The sequence below is a fragment of the Bacillus sp. RE35 genome (assembly GCF_052146655.1).
GTDB lineage: Bacteria > Bacillota > Bacilli > Bacillales > Bacillaceae_G > Bacillus_A > Bacillus_A cereus.
Map to the genome: position 1 here is coordinate 2,098,983 of NZ_CP197377.1, position 21,351 is coordinate 2,120,333.

Here is a 21,351-nt window from a genome sequence, read left to right on the forward strand (position 1 = left end):
GAAAAAATATTTTATATACTAATTCATGTAAACGGTTTACTAAATCGTATTTTGCTAGTAATGAAGGGAAGATTCGCATGGAAACAAGGGGGAGAGTAATCGGGATTGATATCGGTACCACAAGTACAAAAACGGTTGTGTTCACAGAAAAAGGAAAAGTCATTGCATCACATGCAATCGATTACCCAATTATTCAACCGAATGTAGGATGGGCTGAGCAAGATCCTGATGTAATATGTGCCGCTGTATACAAAAGTGTAAGCGTTGCCATAGAAAAAGGTAATGTATTACCAGAAGATATTTCTTCAATCGGTATTAGTACAGCTATGCACGCATTAATTGCAGTAGATGAAAATGGTACGCCATTAACGCGTTCTATCATTTGGGCAGATAATCGAAGTACGAAGCAATCAGAAAAATTATTACAACAAATGAATGGGCATGAAATTTATAGACGTACAGGTACACCGATTCATCCGATGTCACCACTTTCTAAATTGTTATGGATGAAAGAAGAGGAACCAGAGTTATATACAAGTGCCTATAAATTCATTTCCATTAAAGAGTATGTGATTTACCAATTATTTTCACGCTACGTAGTTGATTATTCGATTGCTTCTGCTACAGGGTTATTTAATTTAGAAACATTAAACTGGGATGAAGATGTTTTAACTATGTTACATGTGTCATCAGAAAAATTATCAACCCCTGTACCAACTACATATATTTTATCAGGTATGAAGCCAGAGTTAGCACAGAAGATGGGGATAAGTGCAGAAACACCAATTGTCATCGGAGCAAGTGATGGGGTTCTTGCAAATGTAGGAGTTGGTGCGATATCACCGGGTGCGGCTGCAATTACGATTGGAACGAGTGGTGCGGTTCGAACAATCTCATCAAATATAAATACAGATGAGAAAGGGAGAACGTTTTGTTACGCATTAACAGATGAGCACTGGGTAATCGGTGGTCCAACGAATAACGGCGGAATATTACTGAGATGGTTACGTGATGAATTTGGTAGTCCAGAGCAAGAAGTAGCAAGAAAGCTCGGCATTGATCCTTATGATTTATTAATTAAATATGCAGAAAGCGTACCAGCTGGAGCGGATGGGCTATTGTTCTTACCTTTCTTATCTGGAGAACGCGCACCTTACTGGAATGCAAATGCTCGTGGTACATTCTTTGGAATCAATCTTCAACATAAGCGAGAACATTTTATACGTGCAGTGATGGAAGGTGTTTGTATGAGTGTATATTCAGTAGCACTCGCAATCAGGGATTGTACAGGGCCACTTACTGAAATACGAGTTTCAGGAGGGTTTGCAAAATCTGCATTTTGGAGACAAATGTTGTCCGATATGATGGGAAAAGAATTGCTTGTACCTGAAAGTCATGAAGCATCTGCGCTTGGGGCAGCGGCAGTTGCTTTATATGCTGTAGGAAAAATTGATTCTCTTGAAGAGGTAAAGGATTGGATTGATATTGTCCATCACCATGTACCGAATAAAGAAAATACGGCTATATATTTAGAAATGTTTTATATGTATGAACGACTTTACAATCGCTTGAAAGAAGAATTTGATTGTATAGCTGCTTTCCAACGTAAACAATAGGGGGATTGGGAGAAATGGTAGTTGGGATCGTACTAGCGGCAGTTGTCATACTACTTTTACTTATTACGGTAGTAAAATGGCATCCATTTGTCGCATTAATTTTAACAGCAATTGGTGTAGGATTAGCAATGGGAATGCCTTTAATTGGAACTTCACCAAAAGATCCAGGGATTATTGATTCTATTAAACTAGGGCTTGGTAATACATTAGGGTTTTTAGCAATAGTTTTAGCACTAGGAACGATGCTTGGAAAAATGATGGCCGAATCTGGTGGTGCTGAACGTATCGCTAACACATTAATTAATCGTTTTGGGAAGAAACGAGTTCACTGGGCGATGATGTTCGTTGCATTTTTAGTAGGGATTCCGGTATTTTTCCAAGTTGGATTTGTACTATTAATTCCGTTAGTATTTACAATTGCGTTAGAAACTGGGGTATCACTTATTACAATTGGTATTCCGCTAGTAGCAGGACTGTCAGTCGTACACGGACTTGTTCCACCGCATCCAGCGGCAATGGCGGCAGTTGGTATTTTTAAAGCAGATGTAGGGAAGACAATTTTATATGCGTTAATTGTCGGACTTCCAACTGCAATTATTTCAGGTCCACTTTACGGGAAATGGATTGGTGCTCGTATACATAAGGAAGTACCATTAGATATAGCGGAGCAATTTGTTGAAAAAGATAATAAAAAAGAGCTTCCTAGCTTTTGGAATACATTGTTTACAATTTTACTTCCAGTATTTCTTATGCTTGGTGCATCAATAGCAGAAGTTGCATTAAATAAAACGAGTCAACTAGCACAAGTATTACACTTTATTGGAGATCCGATTGTGGCTTTATTAATTGCAACCATTTACTCTTTCTTTAGTCTTGGATATGCAAAAGGTTTCTCAAAAGATAAAGTGTTACAATTTACAAATGATTGCCTTGGACCTATTGCAAACATATTGTTAGTGATTGGTGCAGGCGGCGCATTTAATAAAGTATTATTAGATTCTGGAATTGGAACGACAATTGCAGATATGGCGAAAGAATCACATATTTCACCGATATTATTAGGGTGGGGAATTGCGGCACTAATCCGAATTGCAACTGGATCGGCAACTGTTTCTATGATGACAGCAGCTGGTATTGTTGCGCCGATTGCAGCAAGCACACCAGGTGTAAATGTTGAATTATTAGCACTTGCAACTGGTGCAGGGTCATTAATTTTATCACACGTGAATGATTCAGGATTTTGGATGATTAAAGAGTATTTCGGAATGACTGTGAAAGAAACATTATTAACATGGACTGCAATGGAGACTATATTATCTGTAGTAGCACTTGGGCTAATTTCGATATTAAATATATTTGTATAGAATAGGAGATTGATTAATATGAAACTAGGTTTAATTGGATTAGGAAAAATGGGATTTCCATTAGCTGAACACTTATATGAAGACAAGCATGAAGTAGTTGTATACGATGTAAATAAAGAGCTTGTTGAAAAGGCAGGAAAACTAGGAATTACTGCACGTCATACATTAAAAGAAATGATTGCTGAACTAGAAGCTCCTCGTACAATTTGGGTAATGGTGCCTGCAGGAGAAGTTGTAGAGTCAGTACTAAAAGATGTATATCCATTATTAGATGAAGGTGATATCGTTATTGAAGGCGGAAATTCATTCTATAAAGATACGTTACGCCGTGCTGAAGAAGCAAAAAGCTTCGGATTACATTATGTAGATATCGGTACATCAGGCGGTGTAGAAGGAGCTAGATACGGTGCTTGCTTAATGGTTGGTGGAGAAAAAGAAATTTACGACCAATTAGAACCTTTATTTAAAGATTTAGCAGTAGAAAATGGCTATTCTTATGCTGGCCGTGTTGGTAGTGGTCATTTCTTGAAAATGGTTCATAACGGTATTGAGTACGGCATGATGCAAGCAATCGCTGAAGGATTTGAAGTACTAGATAAGAGTGACTTTGATTTCAATTATGAAGATGTTGCAAAAGTATGGGCTAACGGATCAGTTATCCGTGGTTGGTTAATGGACTTAACTGAAAAAGCATTTGCAGAAGATCCGAAACTAGATGGCATTAAAGGTGTAATGAACTCTTCAGGAGAAGGAAAATGGACTGTTGAAACTGCACTTGAACTTCAAGCTGCAGCACCAGTTATCGCTATGTCATTATTTATGCGCTATCGTTCTCAGGAAGATGATACATTCCATGGAAAAGTAGTTTCAGCATTACGTAATCAGTTCGGTGGACATGAAGTTGTGAAAAAATAAGGATGTTTTTAAAAAGAAACTTGTGTATAAGCGCAAGTTTCTTTTTTATAGTTTAAGAAATTACTAATTTAAAAATACCAATCAATCATCGTTTTTTTGTCACAAATGATAGCTTCAACGTTCATTGAATGAACAATATATTCTATATTTTCTTCTTTAGCTAATAATAAGGTTGTAAAGGAATCGTATATACTCATAAACGCATACTCATTATCTTCGCCAGTAATAATTAACTCATTATTGCTAATGTCCCAAATATCTAATGGAGTAGTATTATTTACCTGTAATAATCCGTTTGTATCAAGAATTGGTTCAGAGAAATATAGATTTTTTGCACCTTTAGAACCGAGGAGTTTAAGTAATTTGTGTAATAAAAATATAGACGTATAATCTTCTGTTGGATAATAAAGATCTTTTTTTAAGTTTGAATGTAGCTTTTCAGCTAAATCCTCTCTTTTATATTCTTCTGAAAGGGCACTAATGGAAGTCAACATGGCCATTGCTAGGTCTGCGTATGAATGTAATCCACTACAAGACATCATTTCCTTCCAAGAAACGGATTTCCCATTATAAATGATTTCTTCAGCGCTAGGATAGATGTGCTCATATGGTCTTTTTCTCACAGACTTTTCCCATCCTAAAGGCATTTGGATAAAAGGATGTAGCAATATAGCTGCAGATTTAAAGTTTCTTGGTAGTTGTTCTAAAATTGGTGATTTGTCATCTAGCCAAATGTAATCCAACAAAATATAACCTCCTCTTAGACTTTGAAATGTACGGATTCCCGTATTATGTTTTTTGTATTGATTGTATCAAATATAAAGCGAAGCATGAAATATGTCCCAACATAAAAGTAAGAATAAATAAAATGAAGTTTTCATAAATAGTAAAAGGGTGCTTATGTCATCAGTATAGCTAAGAAATGTTGTTACATATGAGAAGAGCGTGTTAATAAAATATGAGGTGGTTAAATGGGAAATGAGCAAGTGAAGTCTGTAAAGGAAGAAAAAAAGTTATGTCTTTGTATGATCGTTAAAAATGAGTCTAGAATTATGGAAAGATGTTTAAATGCAACAAAATCAATTGTAGACTTTGTTTCTATTTGTGATACTGGATCGACGGATAATACGCCTGAAATTATTGAAAATTGGTGTAAGGAAAATGAGATACCTGGGACGGTTCATCATGAGCCGTTTAAAAACTTTGGTTATAACAGAAGCTTAGCTGTTTCGTTAGCGCAAAAAACATACCCAGAAGCAGATTATTTATTAATATTAGATGCGGATATGATTTTAGAGGTTGATCCGAATTTCGATAAAACGAGCTTAACGGAAGATCATTATCTTACATTACAATATGATGTTCATATTAAATATTGGCTTACACGTCTTTTAAAAGCTTCTTTACCATGGAAATCTGTCGGTGTTACTCATGAGTATTGGGATATAGATCGTTCAAAAGTTGGAGCGAATTACAATACGAGGGTAGCTCGGTTAGAGACTCTTGTCGTGAATGATCCCGGAGATGGCGGGAGCAAAGCTGATAAATTTGAAAGAGATGAGAGGTTGTTGTTACAGGGAATAAACGACCCAGAAACAACGCCAGATTTGCATATAAGATATTTATTTTATTTAGCTCAGACTTATTTTCATTTAAGTCAATTTGAGAATTCAATTAAATGGTATAAAAAACGTGTGGAAGCAGGAGGATGGGTTGAAGAGGTATTCTATTCGTTATTGCGAATAGGATTTTGTTATGAGCAGTTAGCAAATCGTTCAGCAAATAAACAAAATGAAGTGACAGATGCTGATGAAAAAGAAACTGTTAAAGGGCAAGAAGAGCAATATTTAGCGTTAGCTGTTTTTTATTTTCAAAAAGCTTGGGAATATAGACCAACCCGGGCTGAACCATTATACCAACTTGCAAGGTTGTATCGATTACGATCTCAAAACAATATTGCTTTGATGTATGCTCTGCAAGGGAAGGAAATTCCTTTTCCAAAGGATGATCTACTATTTGTAGATTATCATGTGTATGATTACTTATTTGACTATGAAATTTCTATTAGTGCTTTCTATATACCTCATAAAAAGCATTTAGGGGCGGTGTCGCAAAAGTATTTGGAATCGATAAAAGAAAAGATTCCATTTCATATAGCAAATATAGTAGAGAATAATGCGAAATTTTATTAAATACATTTTCGATTAAAGGAGTAGTGGAGTAATCATGGAATTAATACGATGGGCGATTGAACTAGGAGAATCGGTGCATGGAAATACGTATGAAGAATTGATACCACTACTAGACTATTATTATGATCGTGATCATTTAAAAGCGTATTGTATCGCAAATCTTCTTTTAAACATGGATGTATTAGATGAGGACCGGGAAAGAATCGAATTAAGAAGATGCATCGCTGCTTATTATGCTGGATTATATAAAGTAGCAAGAAAACATGCAAATGAGTTGGTACTTAAACATCCGGATGTAGATCTATATAAAAATAATTTAAGATTAATGGAAGTTTATTTGAATAAAGAATATGATTATTGTCTTTTTATATGCCCAAAGACATACGGTAGTTTCATAGATGTTGCGCGAGCTTTAAAGTGGAGGTTGGAGCAGGAGGGAAATACAGTAATTATATCAGAAACAATACTGGAAAATGTAAAGAATACAGTTGTTTTTGGAGCACATACATATGCATATAACCCGAACCTTCTTCCGAAAGATGCAATTGTTTATAATTTAGAACAGCTATACGAAGGAAGTCCATATGCGCACCCCCTTTATTTAATATTATTAAAAGATAGAGTGATTTGGGATTATAGTAAACAAAATATAGAATGGCTTAAACAAAAAGGGGTAGGAAAAGAAATAAAACATGTAGAAATGAACTATGCTCCAACTTTGGAAATAAAAAAAGATGCGTTTGAAGATGAAATTATTGAAGATATTGATATTCTGTTTATAGGTGCTCTTAATCCGAGGCGACAAGCTATTTTTGATCATCTAAAAGCGATTGCCCCGAATTTAAATATAGTTTTTAAAAATAATGCGTGGGGAATTGTTAGAAATGAATTGATTGCTAGAGCTAAAATTATATTAAATATTCATTTTTATTTATCAGGAATTCTTGAAACACCTCGCGTGTCTTATGCAGTCGCAAATAAGAAATTTATTATTTCCGAAAATAGTAATCCAGAAGATGAGGTAGAGTGGCCAGGAATTGTGTTTACTCCGTACGAAAAAATAATTGAAAACGTAATGAAATATATAGAATTACCAGAAGAACGGAAAAGATTAGCGGAAAAAGCATATAATCATTTTGAAGCAAATGAAAGTTTAGGTACATTGAGCATGAGAGATGAAACAAAGTAATTGTACAAAACTCATACGAAAGTATGAGTTCTTTTTTGTTTATCATACTATTTTATGAAACAAGTTAACTCTTTATATTGTGTTTTGTATAGAAATTTCTGATAATATATAAGTAGAACTTGAAAACAAAGGGGAGAAATAATCATGAAACTAGTCGTTATTAACGGTACACCAAGAAAATTTGGTCGAACTCGTGTGGTGGCAAAATATATTGCGGATCAATTTGAAGGGGAATTATATGATTTAGCAATTGAGGAGTTACCTTTATACAATGGAGAAGAGTCACAACGTGATTTAGAGGCAGTAAAAAAATTAAAAACGTTAGTGAAAGCTGCGGATGGGGTTGTATTATGTACACCAGAATATCATAATGCGATGAGCGGTGCGCTGAAAAACTCTTTAGATTACTTAAGTAGTAGTGAATTTATTCATAAACCAGTTGCATTGTTAGCGGTTGCTGGTGGCGGTAAAGGTGGAATAAATGCATTAAACAGCATGCGAACGGTCGCTAGAGGTGTTTATGCAAATGCAATTCCAAAACAAGTTGTGCTTGATGGATTACATGTGCAAGATGGTGAACTTGGAGAAGATGCAAAACCATTAATTCATGATGTAGTTAAAGAATTAAAAGCATATATGAGCGTATATAAAGAGGTGAAAAAACAACTAGGAGTGGAATGATATGTCCTCACTTTATCATGATTCTCGCTTGTATTACATTCTAGGAGCCAATAGTCTATCTGCTATTGGTTCCGGAATTGTTATGATAACGATTCCTTGGCTGTTAATTAAAGAGAGTGGAGGAGAGACAACATTTGGTTATGTTTCTATCATTGCAACCCTCATTATGTTTTTATTAACACCATTCATTGGGCAAAGTATTGATCGTTTTTCAAGAAAATCTTTATTGCTATGTAACGAAGGAATCGGAATAGCCGTAATCGGAATAATGGTTATATGGGGATTTGCTGGGCAACCTTATCATTCTATTCACTATATTCTTATTTATATAGCCGGATCATTCTACTATTTATTGTTTTATCCTACAATATTTGCGTTCAACCAAGAGATATTTCAAGCAGAACATTATAAAAGTTTAAGTGGAACGATGGAAATACAAGGACAGTTAACACAAGTTATTTCTGGAGCGGCTGCGAGCTTCTTAATTGAAATTGTATCTTTGAAGTGGATTTTGTTAGTAGACATGTTAACTTTTGCTGGAGCATTTTTTCTTTTCTTATGTATACCGTACGTAAAGAAAAAAGAAGTGAAAAGAAAAATAACATTTAAGAAGCAATTGTTTGAAGGAATTCACTTTATGAAAAAACGTCCTAAGCTCTTTTGGTTCTTACTGGCCACTTATATGCCGTTTATAGGTGTTATGATGGCAAATTATTTAATACCAGTTTATATTTCGGATATACTTAAAGCCAATGCCTCTGTATACGCAATAGAGGGCACGATGTACGGTGTCGGAGCGGTTGTTGCAGGAATCTGTATTCCACTCATAATGAAATATGTAAAAACAGAAGTTTCAATCGTTATGACGATGTTCATTTATGTAATTTCAATTACCGCAATGATTATTGAACCTTCCGTAATTTTCTTATATGGACTTGCAATTTTTCATGCAGTTGGAAATGCGGGTACAAGAGTGGCGAGAAATGTATTGATGATGGAGGAAATTCCAAACGAAGTAATGGGACGTGTAGACAGCTTATTTCGCCTAATTGGTACTGGAATACGAATTGTATTATTAATGCTGTTTACGGCGGGTGTATCTAAAGCCGGAGTAATGCTTCCGTTTTACGTATTAAGCTGCATATTGATCTTCTCATTAGGAATCGCTATTTATTATGTACTATCACAACGTAAAGTAGCGGCGAATGTTTCTAATAAATCAATCGTTTAAAAAACACTTCTGCCGCCCTTTCTTTTTCTGTATAATAAAAAGAAAGGGAGTGCAAACTTATTTATGAACAAATGGATCTTTCTTATCATTTTATTATTACCGCCACTATACATCATTTATATGACGTTTAGAATGAACAAAGTTGCTCGTGAAAAGTTGAGCTATCACTCTCCGTACGTTCTTATACTGGGTGCAAAGTTATTTGGAGATAGACCGTCTTTATCTCTTCAAAATCGTTTGGATGTAGCGGTGGAGTATTTATTTTCCCATCCTGAAGCGAAAGTAATTGTTTCAGGTGGTCAAGGAGAAGATGAAGATATACCGGAAGCTCACAGCATGAGAAACTATTTAATGGTACACGGTATAGATGAGAGTCGTATTTTAATAGAAGATCAATCTACAAATACGTATGAAAACTTAAAGTTTAGTATGGATTTATATAATGTGAAACATGCAGTAGTTGTAAGTAATACGTATCATTTATATCGAACGAAAATAATTGCAAAGCGTTTAGGCATGAAGATGGAGGCACTAGCTGCTGAAACACCAATTCGTTCTAAGAGAAAAATGTATGTTCGCGAATATGCTGCTATTATGAAAACAATATTGTTCGACCGTTAGAGCTCAAATGTGAGCTCTTTTTTAATTTAAAAGCGTATCATTTGAAATGAATGCCATATTCCATCAAAATAAAGGAAACAACATTAAAGGAGTTGTATTTGTGATTCAATTTAATCATGTGTCAAAATCGTATGAAGATGGCACGAAAGCAGTGGATTCATTGCATTTAGAAATTAAAAAGGGAGAATTTTTTGTTCTCATCGGTCCGAGTGGATGCGGGAAAACAACGACAATGAAGATGATTAATCGTTTAATCGAAACGACTGAAGGATCGATTTTAATCGATGGAAAAGATATTCAACAATATAATATAAACGAATTACGTTGGGATATAGGATACGTGTTGCAACAGATTGCTTTGTTTCCTCATATGACAATTGCTGAAAATATTGCAATTGTTCCTGAAATGAGGCAATGGAGCAAAAAAGAAATTAAAGCACGCGTCGATGAATTGTTACATATGGTTGGATTAGATCCGGATATTTATCGAAATCGTATGCCTGATGAATTGTCAGGAGGACAAAAACAACGTGTCGGTGTCGTGCGAGCATTAGCTGCAAACCCGAAAATCGTTCTTATGGATGAACCATTTAGTGCGTTAGATCCATTAAGTAGGGAACAGCTTCAGAAGGATATTGTACAGTTGCAAAAAAAGATTCAAAAAACAATCGTATTTGTAACACATGATATGCAAGAAGCATTATCACTTGGAGATCGCATTTGTATTATGAAAGAAGGAAAAGTTGTTCAACTAGATACACCAGAAGGAATTATACATAATCCGAAAAATGAATTTGTAGAGGAGTTTATTGGAAATCGCGGACGAACTTGGTATCAGGGGAAAAGTATAGCAGATGTATTGCCGCTTGATCAAAGTGTGCAATTAGAAGGGCAGGCGCTATCATTACATTCTTCTTTACAAGAAGCGTTAGTTCGTGTGCGTGATGAGGAGGTCGTTCCAGTTGAAAAAAACGGTCAATATATTGGAGCGTTAACAAGTCGTCATATTGTCAATTACATTGTTGAACAAATGAAGGAAAGAGGCTAAACAGTGACTAATTTTATACAAACGTTCCAAGAACGAAAAATAGAATTACTAACTGCATTAAGTGAGCATTTACAAATATCGCTTATTTCATTATTTTTTGCAGTAATTATAGCGGTGCCACTTGGCATCTTATTAACAAGAAAAGAACGAATGGCTGAATTTATAATAGGAACTTCTGCAGTAATGCAGACAGTGCCATCACTTGCATTACTCGGACTATTAATTCCATTAGTAGGAATCGGAAAACTTCCAGCGATTATCGCATTAGTTGTGTATGCACTATTACCTATTTTACGAAATACATATACAGGAATAAGGGAATTAGATGAATCTCTAATAGAAGCCGCGAAAGCTATGGGGATGAATAGTTGGAGAAGATTGTGGAAGGTAGAACTTCCTCTTGCATTGCCTATCATTATGGCCGGTATTCGTACAGCGATGGTATTAATTGTTGGAACGGCTACATTAGCAGCTCTCATTGGTGCTGGTGGGCTCGGTAAGCTTATACTATTAGGTATAGATCGAAATGATCATGCACTTATCATTTTAGGGGCCGTACCAGCCGCGTTACTCGCTTTATTCTTTGATATAGTACTTCGCATACTTGAACGACCGAAACGCTCTTCTAAGCGTGTTATATTGACGATATGTATTGTTTGTATAATGATTGCTTCTCCATTTCTTTGGAGTACAGAAAAGAAAGATATTGTTATTGCGGGCAAACTTGGATCAGAACCTGAAATTTTAATTCAAATGTATAAGCAGCTTATTGAACAAGATACAGATTTACACGTACAATTAAAACCAGGTCTTGGAAAAACAGCATTTGTATTTGAAGCGTTGAAATCAGGGGAAGTAGATATATACCCAGAATTTTCAGGAACAGCTTTATCTACTTTCGTGAAAGAAGAACCAAAGAGTACAAATCGTGATGAAGTATATGAGCAGGCTCGCATTGGAATGGAAAAGAAATATAATATGATTATGTTGAAGCCAATGGAGTATAACAATACATATGCACTAGCTATGCCGAAAAAAATAGCAGATCAAAAGAATATAAATACAATTTCTGATTTAGGGAATGTTGCACAGGAAGCCAAAGTAGGATTTACATTGGAATTTGCTGATCGTGAAGATGGTTATAAAGGAATGCAAAAATTATATAACTATAAGTTCTCGAATGTTAAAACGATGGAGCCGAAGCTGCGTTATAGCGCAATTGAATCTGGAGATGTTAACGTAATTGATGCATATTCAACAGATAGTGAATTGGAGCAATACGGACTGAAAGTGCTGAAAGATGATAAAGGGTTATTCCCACCTTATCAAGGAGCACCATTATTAAGAAAAGAAACGTTACAGAAATATCCTGAACTTGAAAAGGTATTAAATAAATTATCTGGAAAGATTACAGATGAAGAAATGCGAAAAATGAATTATGAAGTTAACGTAAATGGTAAAAGTAGTGAAGAAGTCGCAAAACAATTTTTACAAAAAGAGAAGTTACTTCGTTAAATTTACAAGAAATATACAAATTTATATGTTTGAAATGACCGTTCATTACAAAATGAGCGGTTTTTTTGTGCATACTTATACATTTTTTCAAAAAAGTATTCCATTTTTGCTCATTTTCTTTTAGAATAAGTAATGTTTTCCTGAAAAAATATAAGAGAAACGTCTATTAGAGAAAAAGGTGACTTTAATAGTTGAACGAACATAACACCTAGAATGACAGATGGGGTGGTACAAATAGAAAAGAAGTTAGGATTTTTTCCATTAATCGCATTAGTAGTTGGAACAATGGTTGGTGGCGGTGTTTTTAGTTTACCGCATGATTTAGCAGTAGGAGCAAACAGTGGTGCAATAATAATTGGCTGGTGTATTACAGCGATGGGAATGATTCCACTTGCGCTCGTATATCAAACTTTAGCAAGACAAAAACCGGAACTTGAAGGTGGAATTTATAGTTATGCACGTGCTGGTTTCGGTGAATATATTGGATTTAATAGTGCTTGGGGATATTGGCTAGCAGGAATCTTAGGTAATGTCGCAACAATTATGTTACTGTTTAGTACATTAGGTTATTTCTTTCCAATTTTCAAAGGAGGAAATAATGTTGCGTCTATCGTTGGGGCATCACTTTTATTATGGACACTTCATTTTTTAATTTTATTTGGAATCCGTGAAGCTTCTATTATGAATGTGATCGCAACAATAGGGAAGTTAGTTCCAATCGTTTTATTTATTGTTGTAATGGTAACAGCCTTTCGCTGGGACACATTTACACATGATTTTTGGGGAGAAGGAACGATCTCACTTTCCGCTATACTTGGTCAAGTGAAAAATACAATGCTTGTAACACTTTGGGTTTTCATTGGAGTTGAAGGAGCGGTTGTATTATCTGGAAGAGCGAAGAATAGTCGAGATGTTGGTAAGGCAACAGTATTGGGACTTATTTTAGTAATGTCCATTTATATTTTAATTTCTGTCCTGTCAATGGGAGCTATGACAAGAGGCGAACTTTCTGTGTTAGAAACTCCGTCCATGGGACATGTATTAGAGCACGTTGTTGGTCCATGGGGTGCAGTTGCGATTAACATCGGATTAGTTGCTTCACTTGTCGGTACATTAATTGGCTGGTTTTTACTTGTTTCTGAAATTTCTCATGTAGCAGGAAAAGATGGCGTATTTCCGAAAGTCTTTACGAAAACAAATAAGAAGCAAACACCGCACATGGCATTATGGATTTCAAATGGTGTTGCCCAAATTATATTTATCATCGTTTTGTTTTCGGAATCAACATATCAAATTATGTATTTCATTGCATCAACATCAATTTTATTACCATATTTATTATCAGCGTTATTCCAATTTAAATTAGTCATTACAAACGAACTAAAAGACGCTAAATTAAAAAACGGAGCGTTAGCTTTAATTGCTTCTATTTACTCTGTATGGCTTCTTTATGCAGCTGGTTTAAAGAATTTACTACTCGTTTCAATTGTGTATGGAATTGGAATTATTGTTTACACGTTTGCAAGAAAAGAACAAGGGAACCGTTGCTTTGTAGGTGCAGAGAAGTATGTGATGTGGGCAATTATTGTTGCGGCTATCACATCAATATATATGTTATTAACTGGAAATATAAAAATGTAAAAAGTCCTTTTGATTTAAAGGGCTTTTTTCTTTGTTTAGAGAATATTTACTACATAAGATATTCAGGAGGGATGAGAATGGAAGAAAAAGAACAGTTGTCTAGAATAATTGATTTAGCTAGTGAGTTAAGGAAAGTATTAGTGCAAGAATCTTTTTTTAATCATCATCCTGAACTAAGAGGAGTCATTGAAAATTTAGCAAGTTCTGTTGAAAATTTGGCGGAATTACAAATAAGTAAAGATGAAAACGCTGAAGATCGATTACGTTACGTACTTGCGAAAATGAAAATTGCTCATAATGCAATTTTACAAGAGAAAAAAGCATTTCCTTCTCATTAATATAAGTTTTTATTTTGAACCTGGCGGATAACGTCAGGTTTTTTATTTCTAGTTTTTCGTTTCTTTCATACACTAAGAATAGTATGAAAAAAGAAGGTGACTAAGGTGAAATTACATAAAGCTCTTCAGCCAAGTTTTATAAAACGAATGTACTATATGAGATTTTTAGGGAAATTTACAAAAGCTGAGAAAGAGAAGAGTGGAGAGAATTTCTTTGTACACTGCTTATCGCCAATACCATTCACTTTACAGGAACAATTTACAAATGAACCATATGTATTTGAAGGGTTATGTAGCAATAAAAAGAATGAAAAAATCTTTTCGGAATTAAAGAAGAGGAAATTAGAAAAGCAATTAGTAATGTTTCGTCTTTATTATGAAAGAGGAAATGTATACGTGGAGTTAATATGTACAGAAGAACCGAAAGAAATAGCAAGCAGCTATAAAATGATTCCGGCACCTAAAGTTACAAATCATAAAAAAAGAGAATCTTTAGAGCGAAAACTTAGCAACGGTTATTTATCATTTCTTATGCCAAAATTTCCGAAAGACTTTGAGCCTCCCGAATTATTGTGGCACGATGGAAGACTGTACGGAAACATATCCCTAAAGTCATCAATTAGCTCAATCGCCTATTTTGAACAGAAACGTGAATGTAAATATATAAACTGCAGTGACTGGACGAAGTATGTAGAAATAGCGGTAGAAGATCAATTATATTTTGTAAGTGATTATGTATATGAGCAATTAAAAAAACGAATGCATGAAGAAGGTAAGCTAGTTGAAGTAGAGGATATAAAAATACAAAAAGATGAATGGGAATGGGATGAGCGTGAATCGTCCTTTTTACAGTATGTACAAAGTATGGTGCATAATAAAGGGTTATATTTGGATGAAACGGATATTTATAATTTCCATATAAGTGTAAAAACAAATATGTTAACGATTCTTGGTGGTATACCGGGCGTTGGGAAATCACGTTTTGTGCAAACTTATGCAGAAGCATTAGGGTTACAGTATGGGGAAGAGTTGGTTTGGATTCCAATTTCGCCATCGTATCAAGAACCACATGATTTACTTGGTTACCTTCATCCAAATGGTACTTTTATTGAATCTGAAGCGAAGTTAGTTAGGACGTTAATGAAGGCGAAAGAAAATCCAAATCAACTGTATATAATCGTTTTTGATGAAATGAACATGTCTCATATTGAGCATTGGTTTACTCCGTTTCTATCTGTTCTTGAACTTGAAACAAAAAATCGTATTTTAAACTTGTATGAGGGTGTACAGGACATAGAGAATTCAATTCCATCAACAATTGAAATTGGAGAAAATATTATATTTGTAGGTACTGTAAATTTTGATGAAACAACGAAAGAGCTCTCTGATCGATTATTAGACCGAACGAACCTAATAACGTTACAGAAAATTCCGTTTTGTGAGATGGGCATGGAACAGGGGAAAGTCGTATTACATCCACCTTTGAAAGTAACGGCGGGAGAATTTCGGATAAATTGGATGAGAAATAAAGCGATGATTGAAGTGTTTTCTGAAGAAGAATTAGAGCTATTAGATAAGTTGCATGTCGTATTGTCATCACATGACGCGTCTAAGGGGATTTCTTTCCGATGTGCAAATGCAATTGCGACTTATTTGCAAAACATACCGTTTCAAAATAACCATACCTATATGATTAGTAGAGAAGAGGGGTTTGATTTACAAATAAAGCAGCGTGTATTGACGAAAATCAGAGGGACCGAAATGATGGTTGGGCCTTTACTTTCTGAAGAAGCAAAAAGGGGGGCGACCTTAGTACCTCTTTTGCAATCTACACTTGCAAACAGAGTATCTACATTTGAACACTCTTTAGCATATATACGAGAAAAACGTAGAGAACTGGAGTTGTATGGATATGCAAAATGAAGGGCGTTATGAAACAAAAATCGTTGATACGAATGAAACGCTCCCTTTTGTATTAAAGTTAATCATTGGAAATGAGGGGAAAGGAGATTATATTTTATTAAATCGTCTTTGTACATCTACTACAGCATTAGTTCAATGTATTTATAAAGTACAAGAATTAAAACCAATAAGATTGCAGTACAATTATGAAATCCCAATGAATATTACTTTTATATGGAATAAAGTATATGAGGGACAGAAAAATATAAAAGAGGCTCAATATGAAATAAATGAAAAAAAACAAAGAGTATTAATATATGAACACGGGAAAACAGAATTCTTTTATCCATGGCGCTGTGGTCTATACCATTTTGAAGTGCGTATAGAAGATACAACGTATTATGGCGCATTTCAAATCGTACCGAAAAACTTTTTTGATGATCAATTTGAAATGATTCAAGACTATGTGAAGTCAATTTTAAATGAGTTGATTTTGGATAGAGGTTACTATAAAAAAACCTTCTCTGCACTTAGCGATATTGAGGATTCTTCTTATTTAGTGTTACTTAGAAAGTTACCGCAAAAAATGAAAATGATAAAGCAAATCTTTAAGAAAATAGAATCAAGCTCAAAATTTATAAATGAATATAAATGGGAAGGAAAAGAGCGAAAGCCAACAAGAAAAGGAACTATAGTGGCAGAACGAAAACCTTATGCCAAACATTATAATCGTAAGTTTATGGAACAAAAAAATAGTAAGGAAAATGCATTTCTTAAATATAAAGCGATGCAATTTTATCATTATTTAATTGAAGCTAAAAGTTTTTTACGTCAAACAATTGAAATATTAGAAAGAGAAAAAAAGAAAAAATCAGAAGAGTTTCAAGCTGTAAAAACGATTATACAAACAATTGAGCGTAATGGATCAGTAACCGATAGAGAGAAGCAAAAATATAAAAATATACATTTACTAAAAGAAGCCGATTTACGAAAGAGCTCAATGAAAATACAAGAATATAAAATATTGGCGCATATTGTGCATGAAAATGTACAATACTTTCAAATGTTAATGCACTCTTCATTTTGGAGGGAAGTTACTGAAACAAGTAACATGAACTTACATGATTTATCGATACCACATCAACAATTACTACATCATTTAGAAGTACTCCCGCAATATACGGATCAATCTCCATCATTATTATTTGTTTATAAGCCAACGTTTTTAGTGTATGAATATTACGCTTTTTTTATCGTTATTTCACTTTTAGAGCAAATTGGTTTTGAGGCTAGAAACTCCATCCGTGAACAAATACAAGAACATTTTTATGTAGATGGATTACAAGATGGAACGACAGTAGTTTTAGAACGAGATGATATAAAGGTGCATGTCGCATTTAATGACTTAATTGAAACACATCCTCTTATTGCATTAAGTAAAGGTAGTAATTTTTACAATGGTGAGGATACGAAGAAGCCAGATATTCGCTTAGACTGTTATGTAAAAGAAGATGGGAAATACGTATATAAATCTTCTATTATTATTGAAGTGAAGTATAGTCCAATGTACAATATTTTTCAGCACGTCGGAAATACGAAAGCAACTGAGCAAATGTATAAGTACTGGTCTATAAAGTATGTAGAAGAACAGGATGGAAAGCGAGTCTATTATCGAAGGTCAATTTATGAAGTCATTTGTGTATATCCAGGAAGCCATATGCATAGTAAAAAAATTGAATCTGGATGCGGTGTTTTCTTGCAGTTATATCCATATAAGACGAAACAAGGGGAAGAGAAATTAGCTGGAAAACATGGGATGGTACAAATTTTTGAAAAATGGCTAAAAAGCATTAAGAAGTAAAAGAAATCCTTTTTCATAAAGGATTTCTTTAGATTAAGAAGAATTATATGCTGTATGAAAAGAAACGTAGTGTAATTTAGATTTGAAAAGTGCTACAAATGTGTTATTAAAAGGAATGTGAGCGCGGGATAAAAGTCGATTAAATTGGAATCTAATTCATTTTGCAGAATATAATAAGTCATAAATATTTTTAGTTGCATACGAAGATTTGTTCTTATATGATAGATAGTGAAAGCGTTATCAAAAAAACAGAGCGGCGATGGGAAAGGCGGTTAAATATGTTCCAGCGTGTTCAAACAAAGGAAGAACATTTTGGGTTCGAGCAACTATGGGGAGATTTTTGTGAAGAAAGAAACTTAATGTTCGTAGAACGTAATTTAAATCCATCACGATTTTTATTAATAGAAGATGAACATCCTATTGGTACAGTAGAATGTATTAAGTATACGGTACCTGAACAATCGAATTCTGAGTTTTTCTATCCGTTTTCTAAAAATGATTTAGTAAAAGATTTGAAGAATGTATATGAAATAGGCAAGTTAAGTATTTCGAAAACGTCTCGTGGAAGAGGACATTTCAAAAGGCTAACAGCTATTTTATTTATACATGCGTTAGAAACAAAAGCTGAATGGTACATTGCAGCAGTAACAAAAAGAATGTATATGTATTTACTTACACTTGGTTTTCCAATTGAACCAATAGATAATCCTTTTCAGTTTCATGATACTTTACAAGGTGTACCAGTAAGAATTCATGCTCGAAAAGGGGTTACGCATTTGTATTCTTTAAAAGAATTTCGTGATGTGATTCAAGGGAATGCTCATGCACAGGCATTAATTACAGAATACAGTAAAAATATTATGTTAACGAAATAAAGCGAAGTGAATATGTATAATAAAGAGAATAATATTTGTATAGGATATAACTCTTCATTAAAAAAGACCCTTATTATTTTAATAAGGGTCTAAAAATTATAATCCAAATATACTAAAAATCATTTTGCGGCGCTTCGGTTTCTTTTCTCGTTCATATGTTGGTTTTGAATCCGGAGTAATATAAATGGGTTCTTCTTTCGTTAGGGCAGCTTCTAACTTTTGAATTCGCTCTAACATTTCCTCCATTTCACGACGGTGTTGTAAAAGTTGGTACGTGACGACATCATTTGCCTTATCTTGCATTTGTTCTTCCATTCGATCAAGTCTTCTCGTAATAGTGTTTAATTGATTAGCTAATTGCTCAAAATCATTCGATGATATGTTTTGAACAATTGTATTAACTTGAGTTTTTAATTCCTCAACTTCATTTGAGGAAGCCTTTTGAGTAGATTGAGAATTTTGAGATTGCTCTATTTGAAATCGATGGTGTTCTAACATTTGATCGACATCCTCTTGTGTGAAAATAAAGTGGCCATATTTGTTTTTCTCTATCGTAAGATTTAATTGTTGCGCGATCCGGACAACAGCCTTTGGGCTAACACCTAATTTCTTTGCGATAAATGGTGTTTTATATTCCAAAATAATCCCTCCTATATATATCCTGTTGAATGATTTCGAGCTATGAAGTAAGTTCCCTTCTAGTGCGACAAAAGAAGTGTGGAATCGGCAAAGAAAGTGTTTTTTCACGAAATTGAGTTGAGGAGAATAGTTCTTTTAAATAAAAATGTCTTATCGTAACATTTAGAATAATTTGACGAGTGTAAATGAATTAGATTATCATAATGATAAATATCTTTTTTATGTATGCATATAATATATAAAAAGGTGGTTGCTAATGTAGAATTTTGTTAGAGTATTAGAATGCTTACTTCACTTGAATAAAATTAAGTAGGAGGTGGCTTCCTTGCTTACAAAGTAAGTAAGGAAAAGTATTTGGACATATATAGTATAAGTATAGTGATTGTTTTAATTGCCTTAACGGCATTTTTCGTTGCAGCAGAATTTGCAATTGTTAAAGTGAGAAGTTCACGAATTGACTATTTAATTGCAGAAGGAAATAATCGTGCAACATCGGTCAAAACAGTCATTACAAACTTAGACGAATATTTATCTGCTTGTCAGTTAGGAATTACTGTTACAGCTTTAGGAATTGGGTGGTTTGGTAAACCTGCGTTAAAGCAAATGTTTGATACGCTTTTTGCAAATTGGAATATCTCTACTCAACTAGCAGACATTTTTGCTGTAACTTTAGTATTTTTGTTAATTACTTTTTTACATGTTGTAATAGGGGAATTGGCCCCAAAAACATTTGCAATTCAAAAATCTGAACAAGTGAGTTTGCTTGTTTCTAAGCCGTTAATTTTCTTTTATCGTATTGCATTCCCATTCATTTGGCTATTAAATGGTTCAGCTCGAATCATTACGAAGCTGCTAGGGCTGAAACCGCCGAAGGGGCATGATGAGGTTCATTCAGAAGAAGAATTACGGTTGTTAGTTTCAGAAAGTTATAAAAATGGTGAGATTAATCAATCTGAATATAAATATGTAAATAAAATTTTTGAATTTGATGATCGGATTGCAAAAGAAATAATGGTACCTCGAACTGAAATGAATATTATAAGTAAAGAAATGCCTGCTGAAGAAGCTTTGCAAAAAATGTCTCGCGAAAAATATACAAGGTATCCAGTTGTTGATGGCGACAAAGACCACGTAATAGGTTTTGTGAATTTTAAAGATATTTTTACTGAGTTTGTACAACATAAAGCTGTTAATAAGAAGACAGTAGAGCAATATGTGAGACCAATTATTTTAGTTATCGATTCTATTCCAATTCATGATTTGTTTTTAAAAATGCAAAAAGAAAGAACACATATTGCTATATTGATAGATGAATATGGTGGGACATCTGGACTTGTTACTGTTGAAGATATTTTGGAAGAAATTGTTGGAGATATTCAGGATGAGTTTGATACGGATGAGCAGCCAGAAATTCAAAAGGTTAGTGAAACGAAGACGATACTAGAGGGAAAAGTACTTGTTAGTGAAGTGAATACGTTATTTGGTTTAGGGATTGATGATGATGGTGTTGATACAATCGGTGGTTGGATTTTAACGAAGAATATAGAGATTGCTGAAGAGGATTCCATTGAAATTGAAAATTATAAGTTTTGTGTGAAAGAATTAGATGGACATTATATAAAAAGATTAGAAGTTACAAAGATAGTAGAATCGATTGTTATTTTAGAAGATGAAAAACAAATTTCGTTACAAGAGCAAATTAGCTCGTAAACTCTGCTATATA

18 protein-coding genes are annotated in these 21,351 nt (G+C 34.1%); 16 read left to right on the forward strand and 2 right to left on the reverse strand.

Translation table 11 applies throughout. The features are described from left to right. Window positions 1-77: 77 nt before the first annotated feature. From gntK to gnd, 3 genes are read left to right on the forward strand one after another with little or no spacing between them, the layout of a single operon-like run. On the forward strand, window positions 78-1,616 hold the full coding sequence (gene gntK / locus ACTL4X_RS10955; protein WP_000450008.1) for a gluconokinase: 1,539 nt from the start codon (window positions 78-80) through the stop codon (window positions 1,614-1,616). A 14-nt stretch (window positions 1,617-1,630) separates the two neighbouring features. Further along, a complete protein-coding gene (locus ACTL4X_RS10960; protein ID WP_000260208.1) occupies window positions 1,631-2,980 on the forward strand; it encodes a GntP family permease in 1,350 nt (449 codons plus the stop codon). A gap of 18 nt (window positions 2,981-2,998) precedes the next feature. Beyond that, a complete protein-coding gene (gnd, locus tag ACTL4X_RS10965) occupies window positions 2,999-3,895 on the forward strand; it encodes a phosphogluconate dehydrogenase (NAD(+)-dependent, decarboxylating) (protein ID WP_000765995.1) in 897 nt (298 codons plus the stop codon). Window positions 3,896-3,963: 68 nt separating this feature from the next. Here gnd and ACTL4X_RS10970 read toward each other — a convergent pair whose 3' ends face one another. Further along, complete coding sequence (locus ACTL4X_RS10970) at window positions 3,964-4,641, reverse strand: DUF2711 domain-containing protein (protein ID WP_000888154.1); 678 nt, start codon at window positions 4,639-4,641, stop codon at window positions 3,964-3,966. 225 nt (window positions 4,642-4,866) lie between these two features. On the opposite strand from ACTL4X_RS10970, the gene ACTL4X_RS10975 reads away from it, so the two are divergent. The 12 genes from ACTL4X_RS10975 (at window position 4,867) to ACTL4X_RS11030 (ending at window position 18,989) form a co-directional block, all read left to right on the forward strand. Beyond that, a complete protein-coding gene (locus ACTL4X_RS10975) occupies window positions 4,867-6,087 on the forward strand; it encodes a glycosyltransferase (protein ID WP_000526219.1) in 1,221 nt (406 codons plus the stop codon). A 34-nt stretch (window positions 6,088-6,121) separates the two neighbouring features. Continuing rightward, the gene (locus ACTL4X_RS10980) at window positions 6,122-7,276 is read left to right on the forward strand and encodes a DNA-binding protein (RefSeq protein ID WP_086693016.1); all 1,155 of its coding nucleotides are present in this window, start codon (window positions 6,122-6,124) and stop codon (window positions 7,274-7,276) included. Between the two features lie 144 nt (window positions 7,277-7,420). Beyond that, window positions 7,421-7,957: an NADPH-dependent FMN reductase gene (locus ACTL4X_RS10985; RefSeq protein WP_000780355.1), complete on the forward strand. Its 537-nt coding sequence runs from the start codon at window positions 7,421-7,423 to the stop codon at window positions 7,955-7,957. A 1-nt stretch (window position 7,958) separates the two neighbouring features. After that, entirely contained in the window at window positions 7,959-9,188 is a 1,230-nt protein-coding gene (locus ACTL4X_RS10990) for an MFS transporter (RefSeq protein WP_000097165.1), read from the forward strand. Between the two features lie 63 nt (window positions 9,189-9,251). Then, a complete protein-coding gene (locus ACTL4X_RS10995; protein WP_001045715.1) occupies window positions 9,252-9,809 on the forward strand; it encodes a YdcF family protein in 558 nt (185 codons plus the stop codon). Between the two features lie 100 nt (window positions 9,810-9,909). Then, entirely contained in the window at window positions 9,910-10,857 is a 948-nt protein-coding gene (locus tag ACTL4X_RS11000) for an ABC transporter ATP-binding protein (RefSeq protein WP_000614069.1), read from the forward strand. Between the two features lie 3 nt (window positions 10,858-10,860). Beyond that, window positions 10,861-12,372 carry an ABC transporter permease/substrate-binding protein gene (locus ACTL4X_RS11005; RefSeq protein WP_000181014.1) on the forward strand — a complete coding sequence of 504 codons (1,512 nt, stop codon included), beginning with the start codon at window positions 10,861-10,863 and terminating at the stop codon, window positions 12,370-12,372. A gap of 213 nt (window positions 12,373-12,585) precedes the next feature. Continuing rightward, window positions 12,586-14,013, forward strand: coding sequence for a basic amino acid/polyamine antiporter (locus tag ACTL4X_RS11010; RefSeq protein ID WP_000129444.1), 1,428 nt, complete (start codon window positions 12,586-12,588; stop codon window positions 14,011-14,013). A 77-nt stretch (window positions 14,014-14,090) separates the two neighbouring features. Beyond that, window positions 14,091-14,351 (forward strand): hypothetical protein, encoded by a 261-nt coding sequence (locus ACTL4X_RS11015; protein ID WP_000391445.1) that lies wholly within the window; start codon window positions 14,091-14,093, stop codon window positions 14,349-14,351. Between the two features lie 105 nt (window positions 14,352-14,456). Next, window positions 14,457-16,274 carry an AAA family ATPase gene (locus tag ACTL4X_RS11020; RefSeq protein WP_000766187.1) on the forward strand — a complete coding sequence of 606 codons (1,818 nt, stop codon included), beginning with the start codon at window positions 14,457-14,459 and terminating at the stop codon, window positions 16,272-16,274. Next, a complete protein-coding gene (locus ACTL4X_RS11025) occupies window positions 16,264-18,114 on the forward strand; it encodes a hypothetical protein (RefSeq protein ID WP_001178731.1) in 1,851 nt (616 codons plus the stop codon). The genes ACTL4X_RS11020 and ACTL4X_RS11025 overlap by 11 nt, the downstream gene beginning before the upstream one ends. 278 nt (window positions 18,115-18,392) lie before the next feature. After that, window positions 18,393-18,989: a hypothetical protein gene (locus tag ACTL4X_RS11030; RefSeq protein ID WP_000487796.1), complete on the forward strand. Its 597-nt coding sequence runs from the start codon at window positions 18,393-18,395 to the stop codon at window positions 18,987-18,989. Window positions 18,990-19,085: 96 nt separating this feature from the next. Here the strand turns inward: ACTL4X_RS11030 and racA are convergent, their stop codons facing one another. After that, the gene (gene racA, locus ACTL4X_RS11035) at window positions 19,086-19,628 is read right to left on the reverse strand and encodes a chromosome-anchoring protein RacA (protein ID WP_000456023.1); all 543 of its coding nucleotides are present in this window, start codon (window positions 19,626-19,628) and stop codon (window positions 19,086-19,088) included. A gap of 354 nt (window positions 19,629-19,982) precedes the next feature. On the opposite strand from racA, the gene ACTL4X_RS11040 reads away from it, so the two are divergent. Then, a complete protein-coding gene (locus ACTL4X_RS11040; RefSeq protein WP_000356254.1) occupies window positions 19,983-21,338 on the forward strand; it encodes a hemolysin family protein in 1,356 nt (451 codons plus the stop codon). Window positions 21,339-21,351 lie beyond the last annotated feature (13 nt).

Coding starts and splice junctions, on each gene's coding strand:
- gntK (WP_000450008.1), top strand. CDS start 78: ATGGAAACAAGGGGGAGAGTAATCGGGATTGATATCGGTACCACAAGT.
- ACTL4X_RS10960 (WP_000260208.1), top strand. CDS start 1,631: ATGGTAGTTGGGATCGTACTAGCGGCAGTTGTCATACTACTTTTACTT.
- gnd (WP_000765995.1), top strand. CDS start 2,999: ATGAAACTAGGTTTAATTGGATTAGGAAAAATGGGATTTCCATTAGCT.
- ACTL4X_RS10975 (WP_000526219.1), top strand. CDS start 4,867: ATGGGAAATGAGCAAGTGAAGTCTGTAAAGGAAGAAAAAAAGTTATGT.
- ACTL4X_RS10980 (WP_086693016.1), top strand. CDS start 6,122: ATGGAATTAATACGATGGGCGATTGAACTAGGAGAATCGGTGCATGGA.
- ACTL4X_RS10985 (WP_000780355.1), top strand. CDS start 7,421: ATGAAACTAGTCGTTATTAACGGTACACCAAGAAAATTTGGTCGAACT.
- ACTL4X_RS10990 (WP_000097165.1), top strand. CDS start 7,959: ATGTCCTCACTTTATCATGATTCTCGCTTGTATTACATTCTAGGAGCC.
- ACTL4X_RS10995 (WP_001045715.1), top strand. CDS start 9,252: ATGAACAAATGGATCTTTCTTATCATTTTATTATTACCGCCACTATAC.
- ACTL4X_RS11010 (WP_000129444.1), top strand. CDS start 12,586: ATGACAGATGGGGTGGTACAAATAGAAAAGAAGTTAGGATTTTTTCCA.
- ACTL4X_RS11015 (WP_000391445.1), top strand. CDS start 14,091: ATGGAAGAAAAAGAACAGTTGTCTAGAATAATTGATTTAGCTAGTGAG.
- ACTL4X_RS11025 (WP_001178731.1), top strand. CDS start 16,264: ATGCAAAATGAAGGGCGTTATGAAACAAAAATCGTTGATACGAATGAA.
- ACTL4X_RS11030 (WP_000487796.1), top strand. CDS start 18,393: ATGTTCCAGCGTGTTCAAACAAAGGAAGAACATTTTGGGTTCGAGCAA.